General features: G+C 65.7%; 18 protein-coding genes. 10 read left to right on the top strand and 8 right to left on the bottom strand.

Annotated elements, in window-relative coordinates:
• Positions 1-13 precede the first annotated feature (13 nt).
• Positions 14-655, top strand: a complete 642-nt coding sequence (locus RM50_RS08105; protein ID WP_043451605.1) for a transglycosylase family protein — start codon at positions 14-16, stop codon at positions 653-655.
• A 182-nt stretch (positions 656-837) separates the two neighbouring features.
• Here the strand turns inward: RM50_RS08105 and RM50_RS08100 are convergent, their stop codons facing one another.
• Positions 838-1,425: a hypothetical protein gene (locus RM50_RS08100; RefSeq protein ID WP_043451604.1), complete on the bottom strand. Its 588-nt coding sequence runs from the start codon at positions 1,423-1,425 to the stop codon at positions 838-840.
• A gap of 156 nt (positions 1,426-1,581) precedes the next feature.
• Here RM50_RS08100 and RM50_RS08095 point away from each other — a divergent pair, with 156 nt between their 5' ends.
• From RM50_RS08095 to RM50_RS08075, 5 genes are all read left to right on the top strand, one after another.
• Positions 1,582-2,502, top strand: a complete 921-nt coding sequence (locus tag RM50_RS08095; protein ID WP_043451603.1) for an MSMEG_6728 family protein — start codon at positions 1,582-1,584, stop codon at positions 2,500-2,502.
• Between the two features lie 3 nt (positions 2,503-2,505).
• Positions 2,506-3,366: an NAD-dependent epimerase/dehydratase family protein gene (locus RM50_RS08090; RefSeq protein WP_043451601.1), complete on the top strand. Its 861-nt coding sequence runs from the start codon at positions 2,506-2,508 to the stop codon at positions 3,364-3,366.
• 68 nt (positions 3,367-3,434) lie between these two features.
• Positions 3,435-3,821, top strand: a complete 387-nt coding sequence (locus RM50_RS08085) for a DUF1622 domain-containing protein (protein ID WP_043451600.1) — start codon at positions 3,435-3,437, stop codon at positions 3,819-3,821.
• 28 nt (positions 3,822-3,849) lie between these two features.
• Complete coding sequence (locus RM50_RS08080) at positions 3,850-4,629, top strand: isocitrate lyase/PEP mutase family protein (protein ID WP_043451597.1); 780 nt, start codon at positions 3,850-3,852, stop codon at positions 4,627-4,629.
• Positions 4,630-4,690: 61 nt separating this feature from the next.
• On the top strand, positions 4,691-5,503 hold the full coding sequence (locus RM50_RS08075) for a YqjF family protein (protein ID WP_240471909.1): 813 nt from the start codon (positions 4,691-4,693) through the stop codon (positions 5,501-5,503).
• On the opposite strand, the gene RM50_RS08070 is transcribed toward RM50_RS08075, so the two are convergent.
• Both RM50_RS08070 and RM50_RS08065 read right to left on the bottom strand, forming a co-directional pair.
• Positions 5,500-5,835: a hypothetical protein gene (locus tag RM50_RS08070; RefSeq protein WP_043451592.1), complete on the bottom strand. Its 336-nt coding sequence runs from the start codon at positions 5,833-5,835 to the stop codon at positions 5,500-5,502. The genes RM50_RS08075 and RM50_RS08070 overlap by 4 nt on opposite strands.
• A 75-nt stretch (positions 5,836-5,910) precedes the next feature.
• Complete coding sequence (locus RM50_RS08065; RefSeq protein WP_043451588.1) at positions 5,911-8,391, bottom strand: Tex family protein; 2,481 nt, start codon at positions 8,389-8,391, stop codon at positions 5,911-5,913.
• A gap of 128 nt (positions 8,392-8,519) precedes the next feature.
• On the opposite strand from RM50_RS08065, the gene RM50_RS08060 reads away from it, so the two are divergent.
• Positions 8,520-8,837, top strand: coding sequence for a hypothetical protein (locus RM50_RS08060; protein ID WP_043451585.1), 318 nt, complete (start codon positions 8,520-8,522; stop codon positions 8,835-8,837).
• 233 nt (positions 8,838-9,070) lie between these two features.
• Here the strand turns inward: RM50_RS08060 and RM50_RS08055 are convergent, their stop codons facing one another.
• From RM50_RS08055 to RM50_RS08045, 4 genes are all read right to left on the bottom strand, one after another.
• Entirely contained in the window at positions 9,071-10,141 is a 1,071-nt protein-coding gene (locus RM50_RS08055; protein ID WP_043451582.1) for an alkene reductase, read from the bottom strand.
• A gap of 118 nt (positions 10,142-10,259) precedes the next feature.
• A complete protein-coding gene (locus RM50_RS08050) occupies positions 10,260-11,054 on the bottom strand; it encodes a hypothetical protein (protein WP_052260046.1) in 795 nt (264 codons plus the stop codon).
• A gap of 131 nt (positions 11,055-11,185) precedes the next feature.
• Entirely contained in the window at positions 11,186-11,773 is a 588-nt protein-coding gene (locus tag RM50_RS21260; protein ID WP_430929400.1) for a DUF6318 family protein, read from the bottom strand.
• Positions 11,774-12,063: 290 nt separating this feature from the next.
• On the bottom strand, positions 12,064-13,791 hold the full coding sequence (locus tag RM50_RS08045; protein ID WP_043451579.1) for a purine-cytosine permease family protein: 1,728 nt from the start codon (positions 13,789-13,791) through the stop codon (positions 12,064-12,066).
• Between the two features lie 212 nt (positions 13,792-14,003).
• Between RM50_RS08045 and bioB the strand changes: the two genes are divergently transcribed.
• The 3 genes from bioB (at position 14,004) to RM50_RS08025 (ending at position 16,275) form a co-directional block, all read left to right on the top strand.
• Entirely contained in the window at positions 14,004-15,023 is a 1,020-nt protein-coding gene (gene bioB / locus RM50_RS08040; RefSeq protein WP_043451576.1) for a biotin synthase BioB, read from the top strand.
• Between the two features lie 324 nt (positions 15,024-15,347).
• Complete coding sequence (locus tag RM50_RS08030; protein WP_043451570.1) at positions 15,348-15,782, top strand: pyridoxamine 5'-phosphate oxidase family protein; 435 nt, start codon at positions 15,348-15,350, stop codon at positions 15,780-15,782.
• A gap of 19 nt (positions 15,783-15,801) precedes the next feature.
• Entirely contained in the window at positions 15,802-16,275 is a 474-nt protein-coding gene (locus RM50_RS08025) for a very short patch repair endonuclease (RefSeq protein WP_043451568.1), read from the top strand.
• A gap of 112 nt (positions 16,276-16,387) precedes the next feature.
• Here the strand turns inward: RM50_RS08025 and RM50_RS08020 are convergent, their stop codons facing one another.
• Positions 16,388-17,578: a glycosyl hydrolase gene (locus tag RM50_RS08020; RefSeq protein ID WP_430929399.1), complete on the bottom strand. Its 1,191-nt coding sequence runs from the start codon at positions 17,576-17,578 to the stop codon at positions 16,388-16,390.
• Positions 17,579-17,639 lie beyond the last annotated feature (61 nt).

Below are 17,639 nucleotides of genomic sequence, written 5' to 3'. Positions count from 1 at the left end.
GAGCATCACCATAATGAAAAACACCAAGTTCCGTACTGCCGCACGCCGCGGAGTCACCCTGGCCGCCGTCTCCGCGGCAGGTTTGGCCCTCTCAGCCACGGCGGCCAACGCAGCGACCCCCACGTCCACGTGGGATGCACTCGCGCAGTGCGAAAGCGGCGGCAACTGGTCCATCAACACGGGCAATGGCTTCTCCGGCGGCCTGCAGTTCACCTCCAGTACCTGGGCGGCCTACGGCGGCACCGGTTCCCCCGCCGAGGCCAGCCGTGAACAGCAGATCGCGGTGGCCGAGCGGGTCCAGGCTTCCCAGGGCTGGGGTGCCTGGCCGTCCTGCGCCTCACAGCTCGGCTTGAGCGGTGGCGGCGGAGCGCCGGTCCAGAGCGCACCAGTACAGAGCGCACCCGTCCAGGCTGCTCCCGCGCAAAGCATCCAGGTGCAGAGCGCGCCGGCCAAGCAGGCTCCGGCACCGCGGCACGCAACCTCGGTTCCCCTCAGCGGTGAGACCTACACCCTGCAGGCCGGCGATACCTTGAGCATCGTGGCCGACAAGCTGGGCATCCAGGGCGGCTGGCAGCACCTTGCCGACGCGAACCTGGATACCATTTCGGATCCGAACCTCGTCTTCGAGGGACAGGTTATCCAGCTTCCCGCGTAATGGTCGTTGACCGTATCCAGCGGCTTGGCCCGCTTCCGCCTTGCAAAGGCGACACAGACAGGTCGGCGATAGACAAATTCCGTTGACCAAAAGACGACGCCGGCACACCCCCACGAGGGATGTGCCGGCGTCGTTCTTTAATTCCTTCTTTCCTGCCGCAGGAAGCGGCCAGGGCAGGGATATCAGCTGGCGTGCAGCTCCCGGACGATCCGCACCTTCCATGCGGATTCATCGCTGGTGTCCAGCAGCGCGACGGTGCCGTGCGCAAGGTTCAGGGCGACCCGCTTTACGGCGAGCAGCTCAAGGTAGAGGTGCTCGTTCATCCGGCTGGGGGTGTCGATCATGTACTTCACGGCGTCCCGGACCTTGCGGTAGTTGGCGCTGCGTTCGCGGTGCATGTGCAGTTCAAGGGCGGACCGCTGCTTGAGCCGCGGCTCGTGCCGGTTGAGCAGCGTGACGGCGGTGTGCACGGCGACGACGAGCGTGAGCGAAACACCGTAGATCCACCAGCCGCTGGAGAGCAGGAAGAGCGGCAGGTTGCCGATGGCCACGAGCGCGATCACCACCCGGAGGGCAGCAATGCGGCGGACCGTCCTGGCGACGGTAGCCATGCCGTCGCGGAAGCGGTGCTGGTCCTTCCGGGCCGCGGCAGGATCGATGGTGAACTCGTCAAGAACCAGGATTCCCTGGGCTTCAGGGCCCAGCATCTGCCCGTACCGGGGCAGGGCAGCGGGGACATGGTCGACGGCTTTGTCAGGTGTAGATGTCATGAGAGAGCTTCCAAAACGCGGGGGTGGTTGCGGTGATCTTAGTGGTTTAACCTGGGAGCCGTATGTATGCGTCCACTATTTGGACAGCACCCGGTGCCGTGCGTGGTCCCGCGCACTGTAATTGGAACATCCGCCGCATGCCGTCAGACTGAATAGATGCAAACCTTCCTCCCGTACCCTGACTTCCGCCAAAGCGCCAAAGCCCTGGACACAGCACGGCTGGGCAAGCAGCGGGTTGAAGCGCTGCAGACCCTCCGCGCCCTGGTGATTCCCGGCTATGGGTGGCAGACGCACCCTGCGATCCGCATGTGGATGGGCCACGTGCCCGCGCTCACCATGTATGGGCTGGCCATGGTGGATGAATGGATCGAACGGGGCCACCCCGACAACACCCGGGCGAACATCGCCGAGTTCGCCCCGCAGGCTGCCCACCCCGACTATGCCGCGAAGATTGTCATGCCGCCGTGGCTCGGGGATCCCGACTTCCACCTCAGCCACCGGTCCAAGCTGGTCCACAAGGAACCCAAGTTCTACACGTCTGTCTTTACGGATGCGATTCCAGACATGGACTATGTCTGGCCGGAGCCGCGCCATGAGTTTCTCCCGCAGGAGCCTGAGGGAGACATCCTGTGGATCCTGCGGGAGCCGTACGACGAGGTCGATCCCCAGTCGCTCAACACGGTGGCGCTGCCACCGGTGAACCGCAAGGCTGCCGAGGCGGCAGCCATGGCCGGCGGGGATGACGGGTACTCCCCCGTTTATGTGGACGACGGGTCCCGACGTCCTTCCCGCGCCCCGAAGAAGGCGCCCCCGAAGCCGCAGGCAAAGAAGCCCACCCGCAAGCGGCTTGCGCAGGAAGAGGCTTTCCGGACCCTTCCCGGAAAGACGCCCGTGGCGGTCCCCTTCGAGAACGGGTCCAGGTTCGCATTGGGACACGTCGTGGGCCGTCCCATCACCCTTGATGATGGCCGGTTCGGCAGGAACTTCGACGTCCTGGAGATCATCGACCGTTCTGCGTTCGCCTACCCCGCCCTCCTGCAGGACCCGCGCGTTTTCTTCCCGGTGGAGGCACCGTAGCCAATGACGATTCTTATGGCGGGCTGCGGTGACCTGGGCACCGAGGCAGGGCTCCGTTTCGCTGCTTTGGGCCACAGGGTCGTGGGCTGGCGCCGGACCCCCGGAAGACTGCCGGCGGCCATCGAAGGCGCCGCGGCAGACCTGGGATCGCCGGACCTGCCGCCAGTCCCGGCGGACACCACCGCCGTCGTCATCGCTGTCGCTGCCGACTCCCCTACCGAGGAGGCGTACCGGGCAGCGTATGTAGACGGGGTGGCCCATGTCCTCGACGCGCTGGAGCGCGACAAGGTGACGCCGGACAGGATCCTGTTCGTGTCCTCGACGGCGGTCTACGGGGACGCAGGCGGGGGCTGGGTGGATGAATCCACTAAGCCCGAACCCGGCGGCTTCTCGGGGCGGGTGCTGCTGGAGGCGGAAGACCTGCTGCAGGCCCGGCTCGCCGGAACCGGCACTTCCAGCACCTCGCTGCGGCTTGGCGGCATCTACGGGCCGGGCCGGACCCGGCTGATCGACCAGGTGCGGACGCAGTCCGCGGTCATCCCCAGCGACGTGCGCTACACCAACCGCATCCACCGCGACGACGCCGCGGCCGCCATCGTCCATCTGGCCACGATGGAAGCAGCACCTGCGCCTGTCTACGTGGGTGTGGACAACGATCCCGCAGACCTGGGGGCGGTATTGCGGTTCCTTGCGGCGGAACTGGGGCAGCCTTCGCCCCCGGTTGGCGACGCAGGCCCGGCCCGCGGAGGCAACAAGCGCTGCAGCAACCGCCTCCTGGGCAGCACCGGATTCACCTTCACGTTTCCCACCTTTCGGGAAGGGTACAGGGACGTTATCGCGGGGAACGGCGTCCGGCATCCATAACCGGCGCGGCCGTTCCCTGGTCACTGCCAGGCCGGCCGCGGCACGCCTGGCCCGAGTTGAGGCAGGGCATGGAGTTTCGGGAGATCATTGAGGCAGTCGGGCAGCTGGTCGATTTCGCGGGCGTTGCCGTCATGGTGGTCGGGGCCGTGGTGTCCCTCCCGCTGGCATTCCGCGGCCACCAGCCGCGGCAGCTGCCGCCCGGAGCAGGCAGACTGGGTTTCTACCGGTCTTACCGCCAATTGCTGGGACGGTCCATCCTCCTTGGCCTGGAACTGCTGGTCGCTGCCGATATCATCCGGACCGTTGCCGTCACGCCGACGTTCGAAAGCGTCGGGGTGCTGGCCATCATCGTGCTGATCAGGACATTCCTCAGCTTTTCTTTGGAACTGGAAATCACCGGCCGCTGGCCGTGGCAGAAGGACCCGGCTTCCGGCGCCGCCGCCCCCGCGGGGTAAGGTCCTGCCCGTCCGTTAGGCTTCAGCCATGACCGAATCCACCCGCGCCAAGGCATCCGAGTTGCTCCGCCTGCACGAGGCACCTGAGATCCTTCAGGTGGTCAATGTGTGGGACGTGGTAACCGCCAAAGTCATCACGGATGTGCCGGGCACCGCCGCCCTGGCCACCGCCAGCCACTCCATCGCTGCGACACTGGGCTACGACGACGGCGAGAACATCCCTGTTGGCGAGATGGTCGGCTTTGTGGGCCGCATCGCCGCTGCGACCCAGCTGCCGGTCAGCGCCGACCTCGAGTCGGGGTACGGAAACCCGGGCGAAACGGTAAGGCGGGCGATTGGAGTCGGCGTCGTCGGAGCGAACATCGAGGACCAGATGCGGCCGCTCGCAGATGCTGTCAACCAGATGTCGGCAGCAGTGCATGCAGGCGCCACCGAGGGAATCGACTTCGTTCTGAATGCCCGGACGGACGCCTTCCTCAAGGCCGGGGACCGGAACCGCGACGAGGTTGTTGCGGATGCCATAGCCCGTGGCAGGGCGTTCCTGGACGTCGGCGCCACCACCGTTTTCGTCCCCGGGCTGCTGGACGAGGCCACCGTCACCGCCTTGGTGGAGGGGATCGGCTGGAACAAGGTCTCGGTCATCAACGTGCCCGGCTCCCTGCCGCCGGCCAGGCTCCAGGAACTGGGCGTCGCCCGCATCTCATACGGACCGTGGACCCAGCGGGTGGCCCTGACGGCACTGGCGGACACGGCGGCAAGCCTTCTTGCCGGCGGCCAGCTTCCGGAGAACGCGCGTCCGCTGAACTAAGAGCTTCAACAGCCGTGCGCCAGAAGCCCGGTGATCCGGCCAAGCGAAGGAGTGGAAAGCCGTGAAGGCAAACTCGAATGCCGCCGAAATCTGGCCGCGGCCACCCGGACTGCCCTCGCCGGTGTTTTCTGACCAACGCTGGCTGGACGCCATCTTCCTCCACTGGCGCATTCAGGAGTCAGTGGCGGCGCGATACATGCCGGCCGGGGTCCGGCCGGACGTGTTCGACGGGAGTTCCTGGGTCGGGCTCATCGGTTTCCGCATGGAACAAGCCGGACTTGGGCACGGCCCGGGCATTCCGTACCTGGGCAGCTTCAACGAGGTCAACGTGCGGCTCTACTCACGCGGACCGGACGGAACCCGCGGCGTGGTGTTCCTCAGCCTCGACGCCAACCGGCTCCCCGTGGTCCTGGCAACCAGGGCGGCCGGAATACCCTACGTCTGGTCACGCATCCGGCACTGGCCGCCCTTTCCCGGTGGAGACGGCGACCTGCAGCAACCCGATTCAAGCGGACTCACCCTTGCCCGCAGCCTTGGGGATTTTCCCTTGGGCTACTCGGTGCGACGGTTCGGCCGCACTGCCGCCGGCAGCACCTTCGCCGTGGTTCCGCGCCTCGACACGGCAGCCGCTGACCCGTTGTCAGTCTTCCTGACTGCCAGGTTCGGCATGCACGGCCACTTCCTCGGAAGAACCGCCTACATTCCCAACACGCACAATCCGTGGCCCCTGTTTGCCGCGGACGTCCACCAGTTCTCCGATGGGCTGGTGGGGGCGGCAGGAATCAGCGTCAGTGGACCGCCCGAGTCAGTCCTTTACTCCCCGGGCGTTCGGACAAGGTTCGGCCGGCCCCGCCTGGTGAACACTGCCGGCTAGAAGCCGGTGTCCTGCACGTCCTGCCAGCCCTGGCCTTCGCTGAAGGTGCTCACCAGGGTGCCAACGCCCGCCTGCAGGGAGTTGGACGGATCGTAGTACAGGGACGCTTCGGCGGCGCGGCTGTGGGAGATCAGCTGCTCCGCCTCAAGCTTCGCCTCGGGCACGGTGGCGCCCACAATGCCCGTGCGGGCCGGAAGGGCAGGAGTATGCACGACGTCGGCCCCGGTCTGGGTCAGCGGGATGGTGGCGCCGGAGTTGATCTCGTCGTGCGGGAACTCGAATTCGGCATCGCCGGGGGCGGCAGGAACGGTGTACTCCAGGAAATACGTCATACTCCACCCTTGCAGAAAACCCGTCCCGGCCAAAAGACCCGCCGGCTTCCCTTCCGGACTCCAGTACTGCCCTGGCTACTTTCCCAGCCCGGCCTTCCGCAGCGCCTCGGCCATCGCCGTGTTGACGGGCTGGGGTTTTGGAGCCGGCCGGCCACCGCCAGCCGCCCCCGGCCCGGGCCTTGCGGACTGTTGGCGGTCCGGGCGTCCGCCCCGCTCGCTCTTGCCGCCCCGGTCGGGCTTGCCGGCTGGCTCCGCCCTTCCGGTACGCTCCGCCTTTCCGCTACGCTCCGTCTTCCCGGCGCCTGGGCCGCGAGGCCCTGAACCTGCACCGCCGCCCGCCGGTTCGTCGTCGAGCCTCAAGGTCAGCGAGATCCGCTTGCGCTCCGGATCGGCCTCCAGCACCTTGACGCGGACAACCTGGCCGGACTTGACCACTTCGCGCGGGTCCGAGACAAAGTGGTTTGCAAGGGCAGAGACGTGGACCAGCCCGTCCTGGTGGACTCCCACGTCCACGAACGCGCCGAACGCCGCCACGTTGGTCACGGTGCCCTCGAGGATCATGCCGGGCACCAGGTCCGAGATTTTTTCAACCCCTTCGGAGAAGGTTGCGGCGGCGAAGGCGGGCCGGGGATCACGCCCGGGCTTGTCCAGTTCGGCGAGGATGTCCCGGACGGTGGGCAGCCCGAAGGTGTCGTCAACGAACTTCTGCGGGTCCAGGGACGACGCCGGCGCCGAGCCCGCGGCAACCAGGATCTTCCGGGCCACAGCGTAGGCTTCCGGGTGCACGCTCGAGGCGTCCAGCGGTTCCGCTCCCCCGGTAATCCTTAGGAAGCCGGCACACTGCTCGAACGCCTTGGCGCCCAGGCGGGGCACCTTCTTGAGGTCGGTGCGCCTGGTGAAGGGGCCGTGCTCGTTCCGGTAGGCCACGATATTTTCACTCAGCAAGGGTCCGACGCCGGCCACCCGGCTGAGCAGCGCCGGCGATGCGGTGTTCACGTCGACTCCCACGGCGTTCACGCAGTCCTCCACCACTGCATCCAGGCTGCGGTCGAGTTTCGACGCCGTCACGTCGTGCTGGTACTGGCCCACGCCGATGGACTTGGGGTCGATCTTGACGAGTTCGGCCAGTGGATCCTGCAGGCGGCGGGCGATGGAGACCGCGCCACGCAGCGACACGTCCATGCCCGGCAGCTCGGCGGCGGCGAGCGCCGAGGCGGAGTACACCGACGCGCCGGCCTCGGACACCACGAGTTTCTGCGGTTTCCGGTCCACTTCCGGCAGGAGCTTGATCAATTCGGCGGCCAGCTTGTCCGTCTCCCGTGACGCGGTTCCGTTGCCGATGGCCACCAGTTCGACGGCGTGCTGCCGGGCCAACCGGACCAGGGTGGCCAGGGCTTCGTCCCACTTCCGCGCCGGAGCATGCGGGTAGACGGTGTCTGTGGCCACCACCTTGCCGGTGCCGTCCACCACCGCGACTTTGACGCCGGTCCGCAGCCCGGGGTCAAGGCCCAGGGTGGGCCGGTTGCCGGCGGGAGCGGCCAGCAGGACATCCCTGAGGTTGGCGGCGAACACGCGGACCGCCTCGTCCTCCGCTGCGGCGAACAGCCTGGCCCGCAGGTCAGAGGTGAGGCGGGCCAGGACGCGCGAGCGCCACGCCGCCTGTGCCGTCTGCATCAGCCAGGCGTCGGCTGGCCGTCCGCGGTCGGCGACGCCGAGGAACCTGGCCACCGCTGACTCGTAGCGGGCGCGGGCGGCGGTGAGGGCGGCGTCGTCCGACGGATCGGCTTCGGCGAGGTCCAGCTCAAGGATGCCGTCCTTCTCGCCGCGGAAGAGGGCCAGCACGCGGTGGGACGGCATGCGGTCCGGCGCCTGGGCGAACTGGAAGTAGTCCGCAAACTTCTGGCCTTCCGCTTCCTTGCCCTTCTTGACGCGGGAGACCATGCGGCCCTGCGTCCACATCCGGTCCCGCAGGGTGGCGGCGAGGTCCGGATCCTGCGCCACGCGCTCAACCAGGATGGCACGGGCGCCGGCGAGCGCGGCGGCAGTGTCACCGATGGAGTGCGCGGTGTCCAGGTACTTGGCGGCCTCCCGTTCGGGGTCCAGGTCCGGCCGCTTCAGGAGCGTCTCCGCGAGCGGCTCCAGCCCGGCTTCCCTGGCGATCTGGGCCTTGGTCCGGCGCTTGGACTTGAACGGGAGGTAGATGTCTTCAAGCCGGGACTTGGTGTCGGCAGCCAGGATGGCATTGCGCAGTTCCGGTGTCAGCTGGCCCTGGGCATCGATCGCTTCAAGGACGGCACGACGGCGGTCGGCCAGTTCGCGGAGGTAGCGGAGCCGCTCCTCCAGGTCACGAAGCTGTGTGTCGTCCAGCGTCCCGGTGGCTTCCTTGCGGTACCGGGCGATGAACGGAACCGTCGAGCCGCCGTCGAGCAGGCCAACTGCTGCCTTCACCTGCCAGGGTCTCACGCCAAGCTCGGCAGCGATCTGGGCGTGGACCGCGTCCTCCCCTGATGCGCCGGAGGGGAGGGAAGCGGGGGACGGTGCAGGCTGTTGGGTCACCTGAACATCTTGCCCTACAGGCCTTCCCGGCTCCACCGGAGGCGGGGGCGCCGGGAGCGCAGCAGGGCGGGGAGGTATTCCGTTGGGGCCATCAAAGTGCTGTAGTGGACATGCCGTTACCGGCGCCGATGCTCAAGGAAGAGGCCGTCATGCGTGAATTGCTTATGGTGTTCCAGGAGGGGTTCGACGACGCCAACATCACCGTGACCGTCAACGGCAAGGAGGTGCGCAGGGATCTTGGCGTGTCCACCAACCCATTGCTCGGCATCGCCACCGAGGTGTCCGTGGAATTGCCGGCGAAGGGCGCGCAGGTGGGGGTAGAGGTCACCAACCGTGGTTTGAAGGCCATCACCAAGGTCAGCGGACGGCCCAAGAGCGTGCTGGTGTCCATCGAGGACGGGCGGCTGCTCATGAAGGAAGGCACCGGCCGTGAAGCCGTGCTTTAGGCCGTTCCAGGGGCTGGAAAAGTGCCTATGGTAAGAGTCCATTCGATGGAGTATCATCTGATCACCGCCGGCTTCCGCTGGAGTCCGGCGGGCCAATATAAGTCTTCAGCCGGGGGTCGTCGGATGGCCTCCCGGCATTGCTGACCGGGACCAGCACCCCGGACAGCCAGCGACGGCGGCACCCTCGGTGGGTGCCGCCGTCGTCGTCTGTTGCGTCGTGGCCGACGCGCCGTTTAGCCCTGGTAGGCCGGGTAATCCGTGTAGCCGGTGGCGCCCTCGGCGTAGAAGGTGGATGCGTCGGGCTCGTTGAGCGGAAGGCTTTCCTTCCAGCGGCGGGCAAGGTCCGGGTTCGCGATGGCGGGGCGGCCGACCACAACTGCGTCCGCGTGTCCTTCGGACACGAGGTTTACGGCTTCTTCGCGCGTGGTGACGACGCCAAAGCCCGTGTTGACCAGGAAGGTGCCGCCGAACCGTGTGCGGAGATCCTGGACGAGGTCGCCGGTGGGTTCGTGGTGCAGGATGCTCAGGTAGGCCAGGTTGAGCGGCGCGATGCTGTCCACCAGGACTTCGTAGGTGGCACGGACGTCCGCGGCGTCGGTCTCGGCGATGCCCTGGACATTGTGTTCGGGCGAGATGCGCAGGCCTACGCGGTTGGCCCCAAGGGCTGCCACCACGGCGTTTACGGTTTCGATGACAAAGCGTGCCCGGTTCTCCGGCGATCCACCGTAGCTGTCAGTCCGAATGTTGGAGTTCGGGGCGAGGAATTCGTGCAGGAGGTAGCCGTTGGCTGAGTGCAGTTCCACGCCGTCGAATCCTGCCTCGATAGCGTTCAGCGAGGCGTTGACGATCTCCTGGATGACCATGGGAAGTTCGTCGGTGGTCAGGGCCTCGGGCACGGGGTAAGGCTGCTTGCCTGCGGGAGTCCGGACAACGCCATCGATGGCCACGGCGCTGGGGGCGACGATCGGCAGGCCGCCGGTAATGTCCGAATGGGAAACGCGGCCGCCGTGCATTATTTGCGCGAACATGCGGCCGCCTTCGGCGTGTACGGCATCCGTGACCTTCTTCCAGGCGGCGACCTGCTCTTCGGTGACGATGCCGGGCTGGCCGGGGTACGCCTGCCCTGCAGGTGTGGGGTAGATCCCTTCGCTGACGATGAGCCCCAGGGAAGCGCGCTGGCGGTAGTGCTCGACGACGAGCGGACCGGGGATGCCCTTCTCACCCGCGCGGAGACGGGTGAGGGGTGCCATCACCAGCCGGTTGGGGAGTTCCAGTTCGCCGAGGGTGAGTGGGGAAAACAGCATGCGCAGTTCCTTTCGAAGGCTGAAGACGTACTGTCTGTGCCAACTGTGGGGCGCGTGCAACTATTCCTCGTTGGTCCCGGTGGGATGCGGATCACATCCTGCCGCCGTTGTCCTGGGGTCACCGTACAGCGCCTGGACACCCTTGGCCTTGGGGATTGGTGGTGCAGTCGTCGGCGTAGTTGCGGGTGAGGGACCGCCAGACGCTGATGGTCTGCGGCGGGGAAGTGAACTGGCCCTGACCAGGGATGGGCAGCGGTGGTCCGGCATTCACGGAGTAGGTGCCCTGGAAAGAGGTGGTCAGGACAACCCGGAAATCCCCGGTGGATGCATAGGCGTGGCTGGTCCGGGTCTTTTCGCCCCACCGGTCCTGCGGCAAGGCACCGCCCATGGACGGCTGGGGACCAAAGACGGTGCCGTCGCCGTAGTTCCACGTGTACTGCACGGGTGTGGCCACCACGTGGACCTGCTGGCCGAACATGGTGACATCGAACTGCTGTTCAGCTGCGTCGGCATAGAAGTTGGTTTCGGCGCCGCGCAGGGTGTTCGGGCTGGGCTGCGCCACAACTTTGCCGGCATTGACCGGAAGATTCTGGAATTGGCGCTGGATGTCCGCGGCGATCCGGGGCAGCAGATCCTCCGGCTTGGGGTCGTAAAGGCACGTTGGTCCGGAGTGATGTGCCCAGACCGCGCCCGGGACACCCCTGGGCCGCGACAGCCACATCACGGGAATACCCTTGGCGCCGTCCTCCCGGTCCTTGCAGTCGAGCTGGCGCGCGAGGCAAGGTGTGTCGAAGTCACCGCCGCCGAGATGGCACTGGAGTTCGTACTTGTACTCGTTGGGGTCGGTAGGCGGATCGCTGGGGTCCAACTGAACAAACTCGTTACGTTCTGCGTCCCAAGTATGCCCCGCCATAGTTAGTCCTGGCGCCCAAGAACCTCCAAATTCTGGATCGTCTCCGCTACCCGCTTGCGCTGGCCAAGCAGGAAGCCCGATAACTAGGACCGCTACGAAAAGGACGGAGAGCCAGCGTGGGACGGACATGACTATCCGACTATGTTTCCGAGCTCAACAACTGACCAGCTACCAGCACGGTAGCTCAGGGCGAGCAAATTCCCTTGGTCAGGCGCTTGAGGGTCTGTCCTAGCCACAGTCCCGTCAGCTCGCATGTAGGACAGCGGCTCTTGGCGAACCTGAACTGCAACTTGGTACGTGCCGTTCTCAGCTTTGTTGAAAGTTGTATCTGCGACGGGTGTAGACACCTTCCCACCGACCAACCAACGCCCCTCCGAGTGCCAGTCCTTGATAACTTTGCTGACCTTTTGGCACGCGTCACAGGGAATAGGTGAAATGTCCTCAAACAGAGAGGTATCCCCCGTCTCATAGGAATAGCTCAAAACACTAAACCAATATTTTGAATACGCAATAGCACCTTCCTTCGTCTCCGTCTTGGCCACCTCCGGCATTACCGGGACCGGCACGTTCTGGGCGGGGCCGGTGGCGTCGGCGGGCTTGTAGACGGCGCTCGGGGTGGGAGTGGGGGTCGGAGTCCCGGTGGCTGTGGGCGTCTCGGCAGCCACAGCGGATGAACTTCCACCATTCCCGGGAGAGTCCCCCGAATTACAGCCGGCCATACCCAGGGAGAGACCAACAATAAGGGCTGCAGCACCGGACCGCGCACTGCGGGACGAAAGAAAGTTCTGTGATGTCATGGGCCGCTATTCCCCCAGTAGTTTCAAGACGGCTTGCTCCGAACAGTGACTTAAGGGTAGCCCAGGTCACAATAGGGCGATCAAACTTATCCACAGGCATTTCCCCGTCCCGGTTTTACCATCGGGAACGCGACAGAAGAAGTCACAAAGGAAGCCGGCACACCGACGTGCACCGGCTTCCTAATTTCCATAAACGGGAAAAGCTTGAATGGCTACTTCTGGCCTGGCAGCACCAACTCCCCTGTCTTGTCCGTCGATAAGGCGAGCGATGAGACATACTGGGGACCGCCGTCGGGCGCGTCCTGGGCCGAGCGCACCATGTCCGGCCGTTCAAACTCCAAACCCGTCACGTGGCACCGGAGCCTAGCGTCGCTGGGGTTCCCGTCGGCGTCGAACATCGGCAGGTCGATCCCGTCGTCAAGCCGCCGAAGGTAGTACCGCCCACGGGTCAGGACGGCAAGGGCCGGCGGCAGGACCAGGGCCAGTCCCACGGCGAAAATGGGCGAATAGGGCTGGATGGCAGCACCAAACGCCCCGAAGAACACCGCGATGGAAACCCCGGCGGACACCAGCATGGACACGAAACCCACCGGGTTCACCGCATAGAGCATGCCGCGGCGGAACTCAGGCACCTTGGGGGAAATCTTGAGCAGGTACTTGTTGATGGCAATATCGGACGCCACCGTAACCACCCACGCCATGGCGCAGTTGGCGTAGAAACCCAGGATGGTGTTGAGGAAGTCGAACATGTTGGCTTCCATCAGGACCAGGGCAATCAGCAGGTTCACCACCACGAACACCATCCGGCCGGGGTAGGTCTTGGTGATACGGGTAAAGGAGTTGGTCCACGCCAACGAGCCGGAGTAGGCATTGGTGACGTTGATCTTGATCTGCGAAATGACCACCAGCACCACGGCCAGCGTCATGGCAAGCCAAGCCGGCATCATCTCCTGGTAGACGCCCAGGAACTGGTGCACCGGCTCATTCGCAGTGGCTGACGCAGCGGGATCGAGGGTGGCAATCAGGTAGATGGCGATGAACAGCCCCACGATCTGCTTGATCGCGCCAAAGATCACCCAGCCCGGTCCGGCAAGGATCACGGCCCGCCACCAGGCAGCCCGGTTGGCGTCGGTGCGCGGCGGCATGAACCGGAGGTAGTCGATCTGCTCGGCAATCTGCGCCATCAAGGACAGGCACACCCCGGCGGCGAGCATCACGGACGCCAGGTTCGGCCCGCCGTCACCGGAAGCGCCCGTGTAGGCGAAGAAGCTGTCGATGCTCCCGGGATGCGAAACCAGCAGATATCCCACCGGAACCACCATCAGCAGCAGCCACAGCGGAGTAGTCCACACCTGCAGCTTGGCCAGCGTGTTCATCCCGTAGATCACCAGCGGGATGATGATCACCGTGGACGCGGCGTACCCAAGCCACTGCGGGACGCCCAGCCCCAGCTCCAGCCCCTGCGCCATGATGGAGCCCTCGAGCGCAAAGAAGATAAACGTGAAAGTTGCGAAGATGACGTTGGTGACCACCGACCCGTAGTAGCCGAAGCCCGAGCCGCGGGTGATCAGGTCGAGGTCGATGTTGTAGCGGGCCGCGTAGTACGCCAGGGGAAATCCCGTGGCGAAGATGACGACGGCGGCCACCAGGATTCCGAGGATCGCGTTGACCGTGCCGTACGAGATGCCGATGTTGGCCCCGATGGAGAAGTCGGCCAGGTAGGCGATGCCGCCCAGCGCGCTGGTGGCCACTACTCCGGCGCTCCATTTCCGGTAGGAGCGCGGCGCGAACCTTAGCGTGTAATCCTCAAGGCTTTCCTTGGTGGCGTTGAGCGCGGCGGTGTTGCCCGCCGCGGCAGAAGCGGGAGAACGCCCGACGGCGGGGCCACCGGCGGGTGCCGCCCGTTCCAGTAATTGCGGGGTATCCAGGTCCTGGCTCATATGCTGCCTCTTTCAGTGGAAGGGGAAGATCTCGAACCGACGGTAGCCAGCGGAAACGACAGCTCGGTCACGCCACTGTTTCAAGGGCGTTAAGCATTGACCGAATGTGTCAACAAAGCCTTCGGGCGTCCCTTGTGGACAGCCGACAAAAAACGCCGGCGGCAGTGGAACTAGCGTCGGAAAGAGAAATCCCGGCGAACCAAAGGACAGCGATGACAACCTCTCTTCGACCGCAGGACCGATCCATCCTGGAAAATGCGCGGCGGCAGGTCCTGGACCAAGGTGTGGGTCTGGCCGAAGAACAGCTGCTGGACGTCCTCCGCCTCCCCGACGACGTGCTCCCGGACATCCTGGAACTGGCCCACCAGGTCCGGCTGCGGCACTGCGGTGACGAGGTGGAGGTGGAGGGCATCATCTCGATCAAGACCGGCGGTTGCCCCGAGGACTGCCACTTCTGCAGCCAGTCCGGGGTCTTCGACTCCCCCGTGCGCGGCGTCTGGCTCGACATCCCGGAACTGGTCAGGGCCGCCAAGGAAACCGCCGCCGCCGGTGCCACCGAGTTCTGCATCGTCGCCGCTGTCCGGGGGCCGGACATCAAACTCATGAACCAGGTCAAGTTCGCCATCGACCGCATCAGGCAGGAAGTGGACATCAACATCGCCTGTTCCCTGGGTATGCTCACCCGGCGCCAGGTGGACCAGCTGGCTTCCTGGGGCGTCCACCGCTACAACCACAACCTGGAGACCGCCCGCAGCTACTTCCCGCAGGTAGTCACCACCCACACCTATGAGGAACGGCTGGAAACCTGCGCCATGGTCAAGGACGCCGGCATGGAACTGTGCTGCGGCGCCCTGATCGGCATGGGCGAAAGCCTGGAGCAGCGCGCCGAACTCGCCGCCCAGCTTGCGGCACTGGAACCGCACGAGGTTCCGCTGAACTTCCTCAATCCGCGGCCGGGCACACCCCTGCAGGACCAGCCGATCATGAATGGAAAAGACGCCCTGCGGGCCATTGCCGCCTTCCGGCTGGCGATGCCCCGCACCGTGCTGCGCTACGCCGGCGGCCGGGAGCTCACCCTCGGGGACCTCGGCACCCGCGACGGCTTGCTGGGTGGCATCAACGCCGTCATCGTCGGCAACTACCTCACCACCCTGGGCCGCCCCGCCACGGCCGACCTGAACCTGCTGGTGGACCTGAACATGCCCATCAAGGAACTGCAGAAGACGCTGTGAGCACCTCCTCCCCGCCTCCGGCGGCACCCGCCCCATTCTGCGAACTCTGCGGCCTTCCCGTGGAGCCGCCCACCCGGCAGGAGGGCGCCCACCAGGAGGACAGGCACGACGGCGGCCACGCACCGGCGTCGTACCTTCACTCCAGGTGCGCTGACCTTCTCCAGCTGGAACCTCCGCGCTTCTGCGCCGCCTGCGGCCGCAGGCTGAAAGTCCAGGTCTCCCCGATGGGCTGGTGGGCCAGCTGCAGCCGGCACGGAGTAAACGGGCCGTAAAGGGGCCTTCCGGCCTCTGGTGCCTTCCGGTCCGGCTGGGAAGAATGGCCGCATGATGTTTGAACATGCAGACGGCAATCCCGTCCTGGAACTCGACGATGAGCAGTCGTGGCGCCTCCTGGCCGCCACCCAACATGGCCGCCTGGTGGTTTCCGTCGCGGGGGAACCAGACATCTTCCCGGTGAACTACGTGACCTCACACCGGAAGCTTTACCTGCGCACAGCGCCCGGGAACAAGCTCGCGCAACTGACCATCAACGAGCGCGTGCTGTTCGAAACCGACGGCATCCTGTCCCAGGAAGCCTGGTCCGTCATTCTTCGGGGCACGGCACGGGTCCTCAGCAACTCCGATGAGCTCGCCGCCATCGAAGGGCTCGGCCTGAAGACCTGGGTGCCCACCCTTAAGGACTTCTACGTGGAGATCGAGCCGACGTCGGTCAGCGGCCGGCACTTCGTGTTCGGCGAACAACCGGAGCGGGAGATCTAGGCGCTCCTAGACTGGAGGAATGCCGGACAATTCCAGCGCGGAGAAGGCCACCGCTGACAAGCTGACCCCCGAGCAGCGCAGCTGGAACATGTCCCGGATCCGCGGCAAGAACACCAAACCCGAACTGCTGGTCCGGCGGCTCCTGCATGCCAAGGGCTACCGTTACCGCCTGCATGGCACATCCGGCGGCCGCAAGCTGCCGGGCAACCCGGACCTCGTCTTCGCCGGCCGGCACAAGGTGATTTTCGTGAACGGCTGCTTTTGGCATTTCCACGACTGCAGGGTGGGCCGGCACGCACCCAAAGCCAACGCGGACTTCTGGGCCGCAAAGCGCACGCGGACCCGGGAGCGCGACGCCGGCCAGCGCCGGCAGCTGGAAGACGCCGGCTGGGAAGTGCTGACCGTCTGGGAATGCGAGCTGAAGGACCGTTCAGCCCTCGAAGCCCAGCTGGTGCGTTTCCTGGAGGCCGGCGCCCGACCAGTGGAATCTTGAGCCAATCTTCAGCTGACGCCGCCGCTGACCTTGATCCCGCCAAGGCAGGATGAATGGGTTGCAGCGGTCAGGCAGCACGCCATTGATGGTTCCGGAGCAGCTTCCCTATCCCCTAGCTTCTCCGTGCCAGCAGGGCAGACTTGAAAGCAGCCGCCGACGGGTCACTGCTGTTGATCCGCCAGTCCGTCTCCTTCTGCAGGTGGAACCAGACGAAACCCATGACATCCGGCTGGGCGGCAAGATAAGACACCACGTCGGTGTTCCACGCGGCCTTGGACCCGCCGGACTCGCTGGAGGCTGTTTCAGCGATCAGGACCGGTTTGCCCGGAGCCAGGGCTCGGAGCTGGGAAATCCCCGGGCCAAACAGGTCCATCGGGGAGACCCAGGTGCTCCAGGTTTGCGAGGTGCCCCAGTTGTAGCCGTCCAGGGCCACGATGTCCACGTAACCCGCGCCGGGGAACAAACCGGCCAGTTCGGTGGATCCCCAGTACGGGACGTTCGGCGACCACACCCACTGCACGTTGGCCGCACCTGTGGCGGCGACCACGTCATGCACGTGCCGCCAGGCCGCGACGTAGTCGCCCGCCTGGTTTCCGTTCACGCCTTCCGCCCACGGATACCAGTTGCCGTTCATTTCATGGGCAAAGCGCAGCATTACAGGCTTGCCCCACGCTGCCAGGGACTGCCCCCACTGGCTGATGGTTCCGTCGAAGGCGCCGGCGGTGATGCGGTTCAACGCGTACGCCGGCTGCTCCACGCCGCCTCCCCACGCCCAGGGCTCCCACGTCACCAGCGGGGTGGCTCCGCGTGAACGTACCGCATCCATCTCAGCTATTGGCGGTGCCTGCAGGAAGTCCTTATAGCTCATCACGATGGACGGAATTTCACCTGCAAGGCTGGCCACATCATCCAGTTCGGAACCGGCCAGGGGACCCCCGGCGGTTGCCACCCCAAAGCGCAGGGCGGCAGAGCTGACGGCCGCGGGCTGCGGAGCCGGCGCGGGCGCTGCCGCCTGGACCACGAACGTCGCTGAAGCCTTGATGGACGAGGTCTTGGCCGTAATGGCCAGGTTGCCGGTGGCGGCGGGCGGAATGGTGATGCCGGTGCTGAAGGCGCCGGCCGCAGTGGTCTGGAACGGGAAGGTCGTGGAACCCACAATCACTGTCCCCGTGGTGGACGCCTTGAAGCCGGTCCCCGCCACGGTCACGGCAGAACCGACTGGACCGGACGCCGGGTCCAGCGTGATTTGCGGTGTGGTGGCTGCGCCGGCCGGCTGGACGCTGGCCAAAGCCAGTCCGGCCACGATTAAGAGCGCGACAAATAAAGTCCTGAAAGTTCGGAACACGGCAATCTATCCCCAGATT

The organism is Pseudarthrobacter phenanthrenivorans, assembly GCF_000813845.1.
Lineage (GTDB): Bacteria > Actinomycetota > Actinomycetes > Actinomycetales > Micrococcaceae > Arthrobacter > Arthrobacter phenanthrenivorans_B.
The sequence above is the reverse complement of the archived record's forward strand: the minus strand, read 5'-3'. Positions and strand labels throughout refer to the sequence as shown.

What these genes read in the sequence shown, in the direction of transcription:
- RM50_RS08050 (WP_052260046.1), bottom strand. Translation starts at nt 11,054, where the DNA reads ATGGCGGGGCATACTTGGGACGCAGAACGTAACGAGTTTGTTCAGTTG.
- RM50_RS21260 (WP_430929400.1), bottom strand. Translation starts at nt 11,773, where the DNA reads ATGGCCGGCTGTAATTCGGGGGACTCTCCCGGGAATGGTGGAAGTTCA.
- RM50_RS08025 (WP_043451568.1), top strand. Translation starts at nt 15,802, where the DNA reads ATGCCGGACAATTCCAGCGCGGAGAAGGCCACCGCTGACAAGCTGACC.
- RM50_RS08030 (WP_043451570.1), top strand. Translation starts at nt 15,348, where the DNA reads ATGATGTTTGAACATGCAGACGGCAATCCCGTCCTGGAACTCGACGAT.
- RM50_RS08085 (WP_043451600.1), top strand. Translation starts at nt 3,435, where the DNA reads ATGGAGTTTCGGGAGATCATTGAGGCAGTCGGGCAGCTGGTCGATTTC.
- RM50_RS08100 (WP_043451604.1), bottom strand. Translation starts at nt 1,425, where the DNA reads ATGACATCTACACCTGACAAAGCCGTCGACCATGTCCCCGCTGCCCTG.
- RM50_RS08060 (WP_043451585.1), top strand. Translation starts at nt 8,520, where the DNA reads ATGCTCAAGGAAGAGGCCGTCATGCGTGAATTGCTTATGGTGTTCCAG.
- RM50_RS08090 (WP_043451601.1), top strand. Translation starts at nt 2,506, where the DNA reads ATGACGATTCTTATGGCGGGCTGCGGTGACCTGGGCACCGAGGCAGGG.
- RM50_RS08080 (WP_043451597.1), top strand. Translation starts at nt 3,850, where the DNA reads ATGACCGAATCCACCCGCGCCAAGGCATCCGAGTTGCTCCGCCTGCAC.
- RM50_RS08055 (WP_043451582.1), bottom strand. Translation starts at nt 10,141, where the DNA reads ATGCTGTTTTCCCCACTCACCCTCGGCGAACTGGAACTCCCCAACCGG.
- RM50_RS08070 (WP_043451592.1), bottom strand. Translation starts at nt 5,835, where the DNA reads ATGACGTATTTCCTGGAGTACACCGTTCCTGCCGCCCCCGGCGATGCC.
- RM50_RS08105 (WP_043451605.1), top strand. Translation starts at nt 14, where the DNA reads ATGAAAAACACCAAGTTCCGTACTGCCGCACGCCGCGGAGTCACCCTG.
- RM50_RS08045 (WP_043451579.1), bottom strand. Translation starts at nt 13,791, where the DNA reads ATGAGCCAGGACCTGGATACCCCGCAATTACTGGAACGGGCGGCACCC.
- RM50_RS08095 (WP_043451603.1), top strand. Translation starts at nt 1,582, where the DNA reads ATGCAAACCTTCCTCCCGTACCCTGACTTCCGCCAAAGCGCCAAAGCC.
- bioB (WP_043451576.1), top strand. Translation starts at nt 14,004, where the DNA reads ATGACAACCTCTCTTCGACCGCAGGACCGATCCATCCTGGAAAATGCG.